This window comes from Marinagarivorans algicola (assembly GCF_001292705.1).
Lineage (GTDB): Bacteria > Pseudomonadota > Gammaproteobacteria > Pseudomonadales > Cellvibrionaceae > Marinagarivorans > Marinagarivorans algicola.
In genome coordinates, this window is record NZ_LGAK01000001.1 from 117,621 (window position 1) to 131,183 (window position 13,563).

Annotated in this window: 14 protein-coding genes; 4 read left to right on the forward strand and 10 right to left on the reverse strand. The window is 46.0% G+C overall.

Annotation, left to right across the window (positions count from 1 at the left end; translation table 11 throughout):
- Positions 1 to 133 precede the first annotated feature (133 nt).
- The 9 genes from AC438_RS00475 to arsC all read right to left on the reverse strand — a co-directional run bounded on the left by AC438_RS00475 (position 134) and on the right by arsC (position 7,942).
- Positions 134 to 580 (reverse strand): DUF4124 domain-containing protein, encoded by a 447-nt coding sequence (locus tag AC438_RS00475; protein ID WP_053979305.1) that lies wholly within the window; start codon positions 578 to 580, stop codon positions 134 to 136.
- A 110-nt stretch (positions 581 to 690) separates the two neighbouring features.
- Positions 691 to 2,064: a TolC family outer membrane protein gene (locus tag AC438_RS00480; RefSeq protein WP_053979306.1), complete on the reverse strand. Its 1,374-nt coding sequence runs from the start codon at positions 2,062 to 2,064 to the stop codon at positions 691 to 693.
- Positions 2,065 to 2,225: 161 nt separating this feature from the next.
- On the reverse strand, positions 2,226 to 2,558 hold the full coding sequence (locus tag AC438_RS00485) for a hypothetical protein (protein WP_053979307.1): 333 nt from the start codon (positions 2,556 to 2,558) through the stop codon (positions 2,226 to 2,228).
- Positions 2,559 to 2,985: 427 nt separating this feature from the next.
- Positions 2,986 to 3,165 (reverse strand): hypothetical protein, encoded by a 180-nt coding sequence (locus AC438_RS00490; RefSeq protein WP_053979308.1) that lies wholly within the window; start codon positions 3,163 to 3,165, stop codon positions 2,986 to 2,988.
- Between the two features lie 169 nt (positions 3,166 to 3,334).
- Complete coding sequence (locus tag AC438_RS00495; RefSeq protein ID WP_053979309.1) at positions 3,335 to 4,198, reverse strand: DMT family transporter; 864 nt, start codon at positions 4,196 to 4,198, stop codon at positions 3,335 to 3,337.
- Between the two features lie 160 nt (positions 4,199 to 4,358).
- Positions 4,359 to 6,242, reverse strand: coding sequence for a signal peptide peptidase SppA (gene sppA, locus AC438_RS00500; RefSeq protein WP_053979310.1), 1,884 nt, complete (start codon positions 6,240 to 6,242; stop codon positions 4,359 to 4,361).
- 8 nt (positions 6,243 to 6,250) lie between these two features.
- A complete protein-coding gene (locus AC438_RS00505) occupies positions 6,251 to 6,739 on the reverse strand; it encodes a DUF2069 domain-containing protein (RefSeq protein ID WP_053979311.1) in 489 nt (162 codons plus the stop codon).
- 136 nt (positions 6,740 to 6,875) lie between these two features.
- Complete coding sequence (gene wrbA / locus AC438_RS00510; protein WP_053979312.1) at positions 6,876 to 7,487, reverse strand: NAD(P)H:quinone oxidoreductase; 612 nt, start codon at positions 7,485 to 7,487, stop codon at positions 6,876 to 6,878.
- Positions 7,488 to 7,573: 86 nt separating this feature from the next.
- On the reverse strand, positions 7,574 to 7,942 hold the full coding sequence (gene arsC / locus AC438_RS00515) for an arsenate reductase (glutaredoxin) (RefSeq protein WP_053979313.1): 369 nt from the start codon (positions 7,940 to 7,942) through the stop codon (positions 7,574 to 7,576).
- A 167-nt stretch (positions 7,943 to 8,109) separates the two neighbouring features.
- On the opposite strand from arsC, the gene AC438_RS00520 reads away from it, so the two are divergent.
- The 4 genes from AC438_RS00520 (at position 8,110) to AC438_RS00535 (ending at position 12,775) form a co-directional block, all read left to right on the forward strand.
- Positions 8,110 to 9,420, forward strand: a complete 1,311-nt coding sequence (locus AC438_RS00520) for a YihY family inner membrane protein (RefSeq protein WP_053979314.1) — start codon at positions 8,110 to 8,112, stop codon at positions 9,418 to 9,420.
- Positions 9,421 to 9,491: 71 nt separating this feature from the next.
- A complete protein-coding gene (locus AC438_RS00525; protein WP_053979315.1) occupies positions 9,492 to 9,857 on the forward strand; it encodes a response regulator in 366 nt (121 codons plus the stop codon).
- A gap of 237 nt (positions 9,858 to 10,094) precedes the next feature.
- Entirely contained in the window at positions 10,095 to 11,291 is a 1,197-nt protein-coding gene (locus AC438_RS00530) for an amino acid aminotransferase (protein ID WP_338011119.1), read from the forward strand.
- Between the two features lie 263 nt (positions 11,292 to 11,554).
- Entirely contained in the window at positions 11,555 to 12,775 is a 1,221-nt protein-coding gene (locus tag AC438_RS00535; RefSeq protein WP_053979316.1) for an HD-GYP domain-containing protein, read from the forward strand.
- 17 nt (positions 12,776 to 12,792) lie between these two features.
- On the opposite strand, the gene AC438_RS00540 is transcribed toward AC438_RS00535, so the two are convergent.
- Positions 12,793 to 13,467, reverse strand: coding sequence for an RluA family pseudouridine synthase (locus AC438_RS00540; protein WP_053979317.1), 675 nt, complete (start codon positions 13,465 to 13,467; stop codon positions 12,793 to 12,795).
- Positions 13,468 to 13,563: the final 96 nt, after the last annotated feature.

Consider the following 13,563-nt stretch of genomic DNA (forward strand, 5'->3'; position numbering starts at 1 on the left):
TGATCAGCATCGGTTGATGCCTGCGGTTTTGGTTGATCAGTTATGCTGTGTAGCGCCTCTTGCATTGTTACTATTCCCTCTTGCATTGTTACTATTCCCTCTTGCACTGTTACTATTCCCTCTTGCATTGTTGCTATTCGCAGCTTTCTCTTATCGCTTGCTGAGAGCGTTGTATTTCTTTGAGTATTTGCGCTTTTTCGAGATAGTAAAACCCGCCTTGTGTATCTTGCATGCGAATGCGTGAGCCAGAGTTTAAAGTTTTAAGACGCTCTTGTTCGGCTTTGCAACGCTCGGGATCCAGCTGTTTAGCGTTGGGGTCGGTAGCGGCTTGCAGTGGCCCTGACAGTTGCGTGGGAGGGCTATCCTCATCGCTGTTTTCTGATGGGTCTTCCTTCGCGTGGGTTTTTACTTTCACTGTTTGAACAGATGTTGCCTCAGCCGCTTGTGGTGGCCGCTCTGAAAAGTGCGCAACGCCGTTTTCATCGACCCATTTGTAATATTTTCCAGCTAGCGCGGTAAGGCTTAAGCTGAGTACTGTGACAAAGAGCACGATAATGGCAGTGGTTTTTATTGGATGCATAACTTTGGCCCTGTTATCTTGGTGTTTAGCCCTCTTAAATCAATGTTGTGACCGCGATTGGCTTAAGAGGGCGAGTAATACATGCCAAAGCATACCTTAAATGCGCAGTATTAGCTTCGTTGTTCAGCGGTTAGGCCAACCAGTTGTTCTTTATTGAGCCATTGATCTAGTTGGATAAGGTCGGCCGCAGATAGCATGCCGGCAGCTTGTTTTAAGCGAAGTCCAGATAGGACATAATCGTAAAGAGCACCTAAGAAGTCTCGTTTTGTCGCATAGACTTTGCGCTGTGCATCGAGCACGTTAACTAAGTTACGTGTGCCAACATCATAGCCTGCCTTGGTAGCTTCTAAGGCACTTTCACTTGATATTATCGCTTGCTGGCGTGCCTGTACAGTGGCAACACCGGTATTTACACGCTGATGTAGTGAGCGCGTGTCTTGAGTCACTTTACGCTCTATTTGACTAACAGTTTCTTTGGCGGCTACTTGCTGGTAAGCCGCTTGTTGGCGCTGTGCTGAAACGCGACTACCACTATACAAAGGTAAGCTTAGTGTTAGCGCCACATTAGTACCCACTGAGGTGTTAATGTTTTGCTCAGCGATGCCGTCATTTGTTCTGTCGCTATAGCCGACGGTGGCATTCAGTGTAGGCAAGTGGCCGCTGCGCTGTATTTTGTAATTGGCTTGTGCTGCAGCGAGTTGGATTTTTGCACTTTGTAATTCAAGATTGGTATTTTTTGCCATGGTGACCCATTCGGTTCTTGCTGCTGGGGTTGGCGGGGTTACCGGGAAGTTGTTTTTGAGGGGCGCAACCTTTTTGTGTGCTTTACCTGTCAATACCTCTAAGGCTTCAAAAGCAATCACTAGGGCGCCTTCTAGTGTTAGTCTATTGGCTTTGGCCGAGTCGAATTCGGCTTGTGCTTCATGAACTTCTGTGATGGCGGTCAGGCCCACTTCAAAGCGTTGCTTGGTTTGCTCAAGGCTATGTGATAACGCGTCTTCTTCAGCGATGGCGGTTTCTAAGTCATCCACAGCTTTAAGGCTATCAAAATAGGCCTCTGCGGTACGTAAAATCAGGTTTTGCTGCTCAATACCAAAGCTTGCTTCGCTTAATGTGACGCTGGATTGGCTTTGTTTATAGGTATACCAATTAGCAGCGTTAAAGAGAGGTTGAGAAAGCGTAACACCGTAGGTTGTCGTGTCGGTTTCAACATCGAAAGAGGGACTATTGTTTTGGCTGCCGTCACCGTTAAACTCACTGTAGCTAGCTTCGGCATTAATTTGTGGGAGTAGCCCAGATAGCCCGATTTTTTTACTGAGTTTTCCCGAGTCTAAATTCGCCTGAGCGACTTTGAACTGTGCATCATTTTTAAGGGCGAGCTGGTAAATCTCGGCCAGTGATTCGCTGTGACTAATACTGGGCATAACCAAGCTGGCAGAGGTGATTATGCCCAGTAGTTGATGCTTGCTAGGAAGTTTAAACATTGACAGTTCCTTAAAGTTAATAATGGTCAAATGATGGCGTAATGAATATGCTGTATTTGTATTTGTATTTGTATTTGTATTTGTATTTGTATTTGTATGTGCTTGTGATGCGTTGTGCACCGATACAGTGTGTTGCTGTAAAGTTTGAGTTTGCTGGCTGATTATACAAAAGTGTCTATTGTTGAGCCCAGCTTAATCACTGAGCGTGCGAGCGGATAAGTATTTTTGGTGAAGGCTGGGCCTGCTAGATCAGGTGTATAGATGCGCGATGGATCTAAAAGTTGCACGTCATCTTTAACGGGTTTGGCTTCTATCGTGCGGATAGGCGGGTGAGCCTGAGGGCTAGCGGTATGCGCCTGCACTGTGGTGCCAGAGTGAGGCGTGTTAGGTTTGGGCGATGGGGTGCGTATATGCTCGCCTTCTATGGTGATAGCTGGGCGAGCATGCAATATTGTTGGCCGAGTATAATGACTTTCAGTAATAATAACGTTCATTGCAAAGCCGCCTTATGGCATCAATCCGTTAGTATAAACGGCATGTATTGTACGGCTATTGCTTGCATTGTCCAATACTCGTGGCGTGAATGCATCAGCAAAAAGCCCCTTTTAGTCTCAGCTATAAGGGGCTTTGAATTTGTCCGTCCTCTGGGTTACGGCTCCCGTTAAACTCCTGACTCCTGTGTTGGCTTCATGCCGCACGCTCCTGTGCTATTTGCTTTATCCAAAGCGATCCAGTTCCTAGTATATTCCATTGTGATGGTTGCACCCTTAAGTGTTTGTGAAAAGTGTTTGTGAAGGGTGATATTCAAAAAAGTCTTCATTCAAAAGCATGACTAATGATTCATATTAAAAAGTGTAGGCGCTCAGTATTGAAGGGTGTTGATTTATGTGTCGCGCCAGTATTAATGGCGCTATTTTGAGGTTAAGCGGTTTCTGATTTTTGAATTATGCTACATAGGGTGTCTTTGGCTTGCAAGTGCTTGACTTTAAGTGATTCTAAATGATCATCATGCTCGGGTAATTCGTGAGTTAAGCGATGACTTTCAATCGTGAGAGTCTCTTGTGTGATAATTTTATGATAAATGAATGGGATCGATGCCATGCCACGGCACTTTAAATGCACACAGGCTTAAAGTGCGTCGAGCCATGAGTTTTGATAATGTCAGTGTCTAATACTAGATCGGTTACCAACGCTTGCCTTTCTATCATAGCGTAGCGTAGGAGAGCACTTTTGATATATGGCGCACTTACAGAGGCATGTAAAAGAAGGATTAGGCTTTGATTTTAATGGCTTCATACAGGGCAATCCCTAATATCATACTGCCACCGATGAGTGTTTGCACGGTGGGTTGTTCTGCCAAAATCAGCCAGCTTAGGCCAACGGCAATGGGCGGTTGTAAACAACTAATTAAGCTGGCTGACTTTGCCTGCATGACGCGCAAACTAATCGAAAATAATGTGTGACCGAGCGCAGTGCTCACGACGCCGAGCAATAATAGCATTAGCCAAGTATTATTCGAGGCTAACAACAGGCTTGGATAATCAATAAAAGCCGCGGTGAATAGCAGAATGACTAATAATTGGTAGATCATGATACTCTGGCTGGATTCTTGTGATAGCCAGCGCCGCTGTACAATATTACGCACTGCCCATGTTGCACCTGATAGTAAGCCAAAAGCGACACCTAAAAAGGCTTGGCTATTAAGATCCCATGAGGGCACCATCAAACCGACTCCCATTAATACCGCCATACCGGCGAGTAGATCGTTTTTTTGAGGTTTTTGTTTATCGAGCAGCGGCTCGATAATAACGGTGATAACCGGAAAGCTATAATGCGCCAAAATACCAATAGCGACAGTTGATATTTGCATCGCATGAAAAAAGCTACTCCAGTGGCAGGCCATTAAAGCCCCTACTAGCAAAACGAACCCATAGCTTTTTCGGGCTTTGAGTGACAGTAGGTTTTGGCTGCGCTGCAATTGCAAAATCATACACAAGGCAATGCAAGCAATACCGCAGCGTGCAAAAGTAATGGTGATCGCATCGAGAGGGATGGACTTTGATAATACGCCATTAATGGCCAAAATAACGGTCGCGCTATACAGCGCTAAAAGCCCACGTTGGTGGCTGATCATAATTATCCTTTTGGGGTGTATACCAACTTACCCTAAACAAGAAAAGCGGCTCAATAAAGCCGCTTTTTCATCGTGATAACAAGTCGCTATTAATAAACGATCGATGTGACGCCTTGATGAACGCTATAGCCCGGTCCTTAATGTTTAATAAACTTAATATTTAATAAGCAACGCACTGGACACATAGCGCAACGGGTGCTGGCGGTGCCTGCGGATTGCGCGCTTGTACTTTGAGTTGTTGCGCCATCAGTGTCGTCAAGGCTTGATCATCAAAAGCGGCTTGCGCACTATGGATTAATGACCGGCTAGGGCTTGTTGGCACAAGGTTAGCGGCAACACTTTGTACTTGGGTGTTCAGCATTAAGCGCTTCATGATTTGCTCTGCTGGCGAGAGCGTCCGCTCGATGAGTTTAACGTGGGCTGTGGTGACGCCTGCCAATTGAGCCGCCTGTGCAATGGCATCACTTAAATAGCCGGTTTGATCAATGAGATTTAATGTTTGCGCTTTTTGACCTAGCCAAACTCGACCCTCGGCTACTTTTTGAATGTCTTCTATATTACTCTTTCTGGCCTCGGCAGTTAAGGTTAAAAACTTTTGATAGACTGACTCAACGCCTAACTGAAACACATGTTTTGCTTCTGCGCTCATTGGCCGGCTTAATTGAAATAAGCCAGCAAGCTCGCTGGTGGCAACGGCGTCGGAGGTAATACCGACTTTATCGAGTGTTTGCTCAAATGTGGGTATGATGCTGAAGACACCAATAGAGCCTGTGATTGTTGTGGGCGTTGCAAAAATCTGATCAGCTGCCGTGGCTATCCAATAGCCGCCAGATGCGGCGACACTACCCATAGATACAACAACCGGTTTGCCTGCGGCGCGTGTGGCTATGATTTCTTGCCGAATAAGCTCGGAGGCAAATGCGCTGCCGCCGCCGCTATCAATGCGTAGCACTAGAGCTTTCAGGTCATCGTTATGGCGTGCTTCGCGGATCAGTGATGAGAGTGTGTCGCCACCAATGCTACCTTCGGGTTGCTCGCCGTCGGTGATGGTACCAGTGGCAACAATGAGCCCAATATTCCCTTTTTGCTGCATTTTTTTGAAGGCCAGTTCTTGTTGGTAATCGAATAAACTAATGCTGTTGAAGGCATGCTTATTGTTTTTGTGAGGGCCAAATTCAGTACGTAAATAATCGATAAGTTCTTGTTTACTGCCAATTTTATCGACAAGGTTGTACGCTTTAGCCAATTGCGCAGTACTGCCTTGGTTGTCATTGAGCAGTTGTGGCAGGTTTTTGATGTATTGATCTAGGCTGCCCGCTTCTAAGTGACGGCGCTGTTCGATATCGTGGCTATAGGTTGCCCAGAGGGATTCTATCCACTGGGTATTGTGCGCGCGCGAAGGTTCGGACATGTCGTTGCGAATATAAGGCTCAACAAAATCTTTGAAGGTCCCTGATTTAAATACGTGAACATTCACGCCAAGTTTATCAATCAGGCCTTTAAAGTAATTGCGGTATAGGCCAAAACCGGTAATGGCGACACCCCCCATATCGTGAATATGAATCGTATTGGCGTAACTGGCTAAATAGTATTGCTGCTGGTTGAGCATGTTGCTATAGGCAATAACGGGTTTATCGTTGGCTTTAAAGGCTTCGATGGCTTGGCCTAATTCTTGAAGTTTACTGACGCCTGCGCTGCCTAGATCATCGAGTTTCATAATCAGCGCGGTGACCCGTGGGTCAAACGTCGCCTGATTAATGGCCTCAATCAGGCTGCGCAGCTCGGTTTCTGCCGGTTTATTATTGCCCGTCAGTGAGGCTAAAGGCGGCTCATAACTCAGTTGGTCAACCAGCGTACCGGCTGGAGCTATTAATAGCGGACCTGCTTTTTCTATAGGTTTTGGAGCTGATTCTAGGGCTGCAGAAATAAAAATTACCAGTAACCCAATAAACAAAAGATTAAGCAGTGCTATGCGCAACCAGCTAACAGTACCCCAAATAAAGCGCCATAAACGCACTACGATATTACTTTTAGAAGAGCTCATGAAGATCCTTATTGTGAATGAGTACTTTGAAGGTGCTCAAATTGAATTTTTTCGGCCAGTAGTAGCCAGCGTGCTGTCATCATACTGGCAATAAATAATGAAGTGCTTGCAGTGAGTAGTATGCTGTCAAAAAGGTCTGGGCTTAAGCCCATAACGCCCTCCACACCTTTTATAAAGTAAAGCAAAATAACAAAGCATAGCCATAAATATGTGCGGCGACGCTGTACGCGTAAACCAAACCAAAAAAGCAGCAGCGGTAAGCATTGTACTGACCATTGCAGTAGGCTAATACCTTCGGGCCTTAACCATTGGTGGACACTAAATAAAGCTAATAGCGTGATATAGAAGACCAAGGTCAAGCGGTGCCCAATACGAGCTTTATATCGCAGTGCGGCTATTTTTTGTGCAGTGGCGGGTTCGATATGGTTGGGAGATCTTGTCATAGCATGTCTAATTGTGTCGCTGTCGAGTGTTAACTGCGTGATGACGCTGTTCATGATGAATGCTGTCGAATAAGGCGGTTGTTGATGGTAGCGTTGCTGAATAATGTTTCTATCCCTTAATACCTTAATACCTTAATACCTTAATACCTTAATACCTTAATACCTTAATACCTTAAGACAGCGGTATGACTTAATGCTGCAACTGTAGAGAAAGGTTAGCAATACGCTTTCCTAACGCGTGACAGCTGCTCATCTCATCGCTGGTGAGTTGATCTTGATGATTGGCGGTTGCGCTATGTGTGTTGTATACGTGACTGGCACCATAAGGACCGCCGCCGCTTGTCGTATGATGAATTGATTCTTCGCTGTAAGGAATGCCAGTAATAATCATACCGTGGTGCAACAAGGGCAGCATCATACTCAGTAGTGTGCTTTCTTGCCCGCCATGCATACTGCTCGAAGAAGTGAAAACGCCGGCTGGCTTGTTGATTAAGCTACCATTAAGCCATTGGGTGGCGGTGGTATCCCAAAAATACTTCAAAGGTGCTGCCATATTACCAAAGCGTGTCGGGCTGCCAAGGATTAACCCTGAGCAATCGGTTAAGTCTTCGGGGGTGCAGTAGGGTGCGCCCTGCGTGGGAATGTGTGGCTCTGTTTGCTCAGTTGTGGTTTGTACGCGGGGTACGGTGCGTAAAACAGCATTGGCGCCATCTACGCTGTTAACGCCGCGTGCAATGCTTTTGGCTAGCATAGCGGTTGCGCCGTTAGCGCTGTAGTAAAGAATTAATATATTACGAGTCATTGTTCTATTACGTATCGGGTGGCTTGTTCATATGGGCTAGTCATATGATGAGATTCAATCGATTGAGTGCAGCGGTATTATACGGCTTATTGCGATAATAGTTGTAGGACGTTCTCGGGTGGGCGACCGAGTATGGCTTGGCAACTATCACCGGTTTGCTTCATTACAATGGGGCGCTCGATAAGTGCGGGGTTGTCGCTCATAGCTTGCAGTAATTGCGCGTCGGTACACTGCTCACTGGCTAAATTCAGAGTGGTGTATGCCTCTTCTTGGGTGCGCAGGAGTGCGCGGGGAGAAAGCCCTAAAGCGGTTAAACAGCTAGCCAGTATTGCAGGGCTTGGTGGTGTTTTAAGGTACAGTACAATGTTAGGTGTGATGCCGTGTTGCTCTAATAAACTGAGTGTTTGACGAGATTTTGAGCAGCGTGGGTTGTGATAAAGCGTATAGGTGATCATAAGGTTGACAGTAGAGGTTCCATAGAGTTAAAGGATGGAAAATATCAGCAAAAAATAGACAAAGGCATATCTTAGCGTACTTAGCGTTGTTTAAGGGTTATGCTTACACATTTGTTCTATCATTTTTATGGCTTTGAGCCGAGTAAGGTATTGAGAGGTGAACGATTGTGTTTAAGTTAGAAAAACAGCACTGGATGAACTTTGGCTTGGGGGCCAAGATCTTTGTTTTAAGTTTAGTGCGCGATTTTAACGCGGCTGGCTGCCAAAAAAGCGCAGCAGCGTTAACCTATATGACCTTATTTGCACTCGTACCTTTATTAATGGTTTTTTATTCTGTGTTTTCAATGGTACCCGCATTTGAAGGCTTAAGTGATCAGTTGCAAGACACGCTGTTTTCCAATCTACTCCCTGAGTCGAGTCAATCAGTCAAAACTTATTTGCACAGTTTTTCCTCTCAGGCGCGCAATCTAACGCTGCCCGGTATGGGCATGTTATTTGTGACAGCCTTTTTGATGTTGACCAATATCGAAAAAAACTTCAATACTATTTGGGGGGTAACTCAAGCAAGGCGAGGGTTGCTCAAGTATTTACGCTATTGGGCCGTATTGAGCATTGGCCCCATTATGCTCGCTATGACAATGGCAATGAGTACCTATGTGCTATCGCTGAAGCTGGTCTTTAATGAATACGATCCTATTGGTGTGATACCTCTACTGTTTAAGTTATTGCCACTCCTTATTATGACCTTTGTCTTCTCCATGCTTTTTTCTACGGTACCTAATTGCCGAGTCCCCATGAAATATGCGTTTATTGGTGGCTTCGTGACAGCGCTTTGCTTTGAATTGGTGAAAGGCCTATTCGGGCGATTTGTGTCGAATACGAGTTTTGAGCTCATTTATGGTGCATTTGCCGTCGTACCGCTTTTTTTGATTTGGATAAATCTGCTGTGGACGATTGTTTTATCGGGCGCTATTTTGGTGCGCACATTGGCTGAGCGTAATTATGTGAATGTACGCGGTCGTAAAACGGACTTGGCGCAAGCGATCGAGTGCTTAGCTATGTTTTACCAGCATCACAAGCAAGGCCGTGTTGTAGGCGATAAGCATTGTTACCGCTTAGGTTTGGGCGTGGTGTATTGGCAAAAATTAAGGCAGTCGTTGATTCAAGCGAATTGGATTGTTGAGACGAGTGATGGCGATTACACCTTATGCCGAAGTTTTAGCGAGCTCAGCTTGTGGGATTTAGTCGTACTGCTGGAGATTAAAGTCAGCGACCTAGAAAAGAAAATGCCATCGATCCCGAGTGCAGCTTGGGGGAAGCACTTTTCGGATCTACGTAACAACGTAGTGGCCGCGGCTCACACAGAGTTTGATGTATCTTTGCAAGCGTTATTAGAGCGTGAGATGCAAAAGCCACTTTCAGCGTTATCGGCTGCGAAGCAAAGCATAGATGCTGACAATTCGTCGAGCGATAAATAGACGGCGAATGAGTTTGGCATTTTGAAACAGCTGCCTATACTAAAGAGGTGACTCTTTAAAGGCTTGGCCCTATGGCAACCCCACTTCTCATTTGTGATGACTCAAATATGGCCCGCAAGCAGGTGAAAAGATCGTTACCTGCTAGCTGGGATGTAGACGTAACATTTGCGACAAATGGTGTTGAGGGTGTGCAGGCGATTCGCGAAGGCAAAGGTGAAATGGTCTTCTTGGATTTGACGATGCCTGAGCTTGATGGTTTTGGCGTGTTAGAGGCCATCAAAGCCGAGGGCCTTAAGGCGGTCGTAATTGTTATCTCTGGTGATATTCAGCCACAAGCCAAAGCGCGAGTACAGGCTTTAGGGGCTTTAGACTTTATTCAAAAGCCTATTAATGCCGATAAACTGAAAGAGTCTTTAGGTAAGTTTGGCTTGCTATAGTACTTGCTGTAGCACTTGAGTACTTGCTGCCGTGCTTGATCTGGCCCTAATGCTTATAGCGAACATTTATAGCTAATGGTTATAAATGAGGGTTCTTACTCTAATAGCTGCCTCTAATAGCGGTAAGTCATCGGTGCAGCGAAGCCCTTTGATTGAGTAAAAAAAGCGTAACAATTGCTTTGCGTTATTGATTCTATGGCTGGCCTGTTGTTACTGTACAGTCTTTTGCGAGAATGAATGATGTTTGATGCTCTAACTGTATTGCCTAGTGATCCGATTTTGGGTTTGATGAAATTGTACCGCGCAGACCCCAATCCACATAAAGTTGATTTGGGAGTGGGTGTATATAAAAACAATGAGGGGCAAACCCCTGTCATGCAAGCGGTTACCGCTGCTGAACGCAATTTACTGGCCAAGCAAACGACAAAAACCTATTTAACGCCTTTAGGTAACCCCGCCTTTGTCGAGCATATGCAGCAATTAATCTTTGGTTCAAGCCTTATGGCGTTGGAGGGGCGAATAGCAGCGGTGCAAACGCCAGGTGGCTGCGGCGCTTTGCGTATAGCCGCTGAGCTTATTAAACATGCTAACCCTAAAGCCAGCATTTGGCTTAGCAACCCCACGTGGGCTAACCATAAACCCTTACTGGGCGATGCAGGCGTGCCAATAAAGCACTATAGCTATTTGAGCGCTAGCCAAACCACATTGGATTGGCCGGCGATGCAGGCTGCTTTAGAGAGTATTCCAGCAGGTGATGTGGTATTACTACATGCGTGTTGTCACAATCCGACAGGCGTTGATCTTACCTTTGAGCAGTGGCAGTGGGTCGCTCAAACGGCACAGGCAAAAGGTTTTATTCCTTTTGTTGATATGGCTTATCAGGGGTTTGGTGACTCCCTAGCGGCAGATGCCGCAGGCTTGCGCCATATTTTTGCGGCGGTTCCAGAGGCGTTACTGGCGGTTTCTTGCTCTAAAAACTTTGGTTTATACCGTGAGCGAGTGGGCTTGGTGGCCACGCTTTGCGCGACAGCTCAGCAGGCGCAGGCTGCACAAAGTCATTTTGAAGGTATTGTACGTGGAATTTATTCTATGCCACCTAATCATGGCGCCGCTATAGTGGCTGAAATTTTGCAAGATACATCATTAACACAACAGTGGGAGACCGAGCTCACACAAATGCAGCAGCGCATTCAAAATTTGCGCAACGATTTTGTGCGTAATATGGATGCGCTGGGGGTGCAAGGGTTTGATTTTGTGAGTCAGCAAAAGGGAATGTTTTCTTATTTGGGTATCCATGCCGAACAGGTGGCATGGCTGGCTCAGCATAAAAGTATTTACCTACTCAGTAATTCGCGAGCCAGTATTGCAGGGCTGAATCAAGACAATGTTAGCTATGTATGCGAGGCACTTGCGGTATCGCTTAATCAGGCATAGTGCTGATTAAGCGTGCTGCCTTCTTCATATCGCTCAGTGCCTTGTCAGGCAAGTGGCGCATTACATTTTGGTATCGGCACTGGCTTTCGGCTGCTTTAATCGCCATGACATAACTTGCTTCAAGCCCAAGATAAACTACAGTAAAAGTAATAATAGGCAAATAATTGGGCGCTTGTTGCGTTGTACATGGAGTGCAGAACAATGCATCAGTATGGCCCTTTGATTGAGTTCTGGCTTTTGTGTAGGTCTAATTTAGGTGCTGAATGTCTGAAACCACGGTAAAAGTCCATGTGTCTGAGCTTAGGGTAGGGATGTACATCTCTAAGCTTGATCGCGAGTGGCTCGATACGCCTTTTCTTATGCAGGGGTTTTATATCGAGACCACGGATGATGTGAATACCGTTGCAGAGTATTGTGAGTACGTATGGGTTGATGTTGCACGCAAGGCAAAACGACCAACCACTGCCTCGCAGGCCGCCTTTGACGGCGGCTCTATCTACCCGCCCAAAGAAGATATCTATGCAGAACATAGTCGTACCAGTGTTTTTTTTGGCCAGGCGCGGTCATTAACCAAAACGCTCCTTGATGATATTATTTTAGGTGGAGCTATAAATACCGAAGCCGCAAAAGAAACCGTCAACGAGTGCGTACAGTCTGTGATTCGTCATCCTGATGCTCTAATGTGGATGACCCGTTTACGCAATGAGAGCGAGTACACCGCAGAGCATTGTTTAAATGTGTGTATTTTAGCGATCGCTTTTGGCCGACATTTAGGCTTAAGCGAAGAGGAGCTTCAGCAATTGGGGTTGTGCGGCTTGTTGCACGATGTGGGCAAAATGCGGGTGCCGCCTCAAGTATTGAACAAGCCTGCACGCTTAACCTTAAAAGAAATGCGCATGATGATGGCGCATACTATTCACGGTCGCAATCTCTTACTGGCAGCAGGTAATGTTTACACCGGAGCTATTGATGTTGCTTATAGCCACCATGAACGCATAGATGGCACCGGTTACCCCCGTAAATTGCCGGGTGAAAACATTTCGTTGTTTTCACGGATTATATCGATTGTTGATGCCTATGATGCCATGACGGCCGATCGCTGTTACCAAAAAGCCAGAACCACAACCGAGGCACTCAAAATTATTTATGAAGGTCGCGGTACGCAATTTGATGGTCATTTAGCTTTGGCCTTTTTAGAGACAGTTGGGCTGTATCCGCCGGGCAGCATTGTTGAGCTAATATCTGGTGTTGTTGGTGTAGTGATCGAGACTAACCAACAGTATAAGCATTTGCCTGTCGTATCGGTGTTGCTCGATGCCGATAAAAAACCTTTAGATAAGGCTTTAACTTATAGCCTTTCACTCATCGAAACCGATGGCTTAAGTAAAGACTTCCTTGTGCGCCGTGTACATGCTGACGGCTCCTTTGGTTTATCTTTGAGGGACTTTCAAGAAAAAGGCTTATTAAAATATAGCGCGTCTTAAAAGTACGCTTTTGCCTATTAAACCGCAGTGAGTGGTATGCGACAAAATTGCGAGGGCTTGCTGATATGTAAAGGTTGCGCGGTGATAGGGTGCTCAAAGTGCAGTTGAGCGGCATGCAGCATGAGCCGCGGAGCCCTAAGGTGAGAGCCCTGTAAATTGTATAGCTGATCACCCAAAATGGGGCATCCTAGTGCCAAGCAATGCACTCTGAGTTGATGAGAGCGCCCAGTAACAGGGGTTAAGCGCACCACACTTGCCTGCAGGTGCGCCAGTGTACGTATCACCCGATAGTGGGTGGTAGCCGCTTTACCGGTTTCAAAGCAGACTTTTTGTTTGGGGCGATTGGGCCAGTCGCAGATTAGGGGGCGCTCGATAACGCCCTCGTGCTGTGAGGGTGCATGGTGAATCACTGCATCGTAGGTTTTTTTGACTAACCGTTTTTCAAAACATTGCCCCATCGCTTTTTGGCTGATGTGGTTTTTGGCAAAGATCATTAATCCTGATGTTGACATATCTAGCCTATGCACAACGCGACTATTGGCGTTGTAGCGCAGCGCTTGTGCAGTAAGGCAAAATGGTTCGGTTTTGCCCGGTACACTGAGTAAACCTGAGGGCTTGTTTAAAATTAAAAGGTGTTCGTCTTCAAAGATAATATCAATGGGCTGAGCTTGATGTTCGGTAAGGGGCTGCATAGAGAGTATTGGGCACTTTTTTAAAGGGCCTCAATTATCGCAAGAAATAGGCTTCACTGGTATGCTGTTGACTTTATGGGGCTGTGAATAAGTGCA

Bases quoted from the DNA above. Each gene is read 5' to 3' on its own strand.
- AC438_RS00540 (WP_053979317.1), bottom strand. From the start codon at position 13,467: ATGCAGCCCCTTACCGAACATCAAGCTCAGCCCATTGATATTATCTTT.
- wrbA (WP_053979312.1), bottom strand. From the start codon at position 7,487: ATGACTCGTAATATATTAATTCTTTACTACAGCGCTAACGGCGCAACC.
- AC438_RS00535 (WP_053979316.1), top strand. From the start codon at position 11,555: ATGTCTGAAACCACGGTAAAAGTCCATGTGTCTGAGCTTAGGGTAGGG.
- AC438_RS00475 (WP_053979305.1), bottom strand. From the start codon at position 580: ATGCATCCAATAAAAACCACTGCCATTATCGTGCTCTTTGTCACAGTA.
- AC438_RS00480 (WP_053979306.1), bottom strand. From the start codon at position 2,064: ATGTTTAAACTTCCTAGCAAGCATCAACTACTGGGCATAATCACCTCT.
- AC438_RS00490 (WP_053979308.1), bottom strand. From the start codon at position 3,165: ATGGCATCGATCCCATTCATTTATCATAAAATTATCACACAAGAGACT.
- AC438_RS00485 (WP_053979307.1), bottom strand. From the start codon at position 2,558: ATGAACGTTATTATTACTGAAAGTCATTATACTCGGCCAACAATATTG.
- AC438_RS00530 (WP_338011119.1), top strand. From the start codon at position 10,095: ATGATGTTTGATGCTCTAACTGTATTGCCTAGTGATCCGATTTTGGGT.
- sppA (WP_053979310.1), bottom strand. From the start codon at position 6,242: ATGAGCTCTTCTAAAAGTAATATCGTAGTGCGTTTATGGCGCTTTATT.
- arsC (WP_053979313.1), bottom strand. From the start codon at position 7,942: ATGATCACCTATACGCTTTATCACAACCCACGCTGCTCAAAATCTCGT.
- AC438_RS00505 (WP_053979311.1), bottom strand. From the start codon at position 6,739: ATGAACAGCGTCATCACGCAGTTAACACTCGACAGCGACACAATTAGA.
- AC438_RS00525 (WP_053979315.1), top strand. From the start codon at position 9,492: ATGGCAACCCCACTTCTCATTTGTGATGACTCAAATATGGCCCGCAAG.
- AC438_RS00495 (WP_053979309.1), bottom strand. From the start codon at position 4,198: ATGATCAGCCACCAACGTGGGCTTTTAGCGCTGTATAGCGCGACCGTT.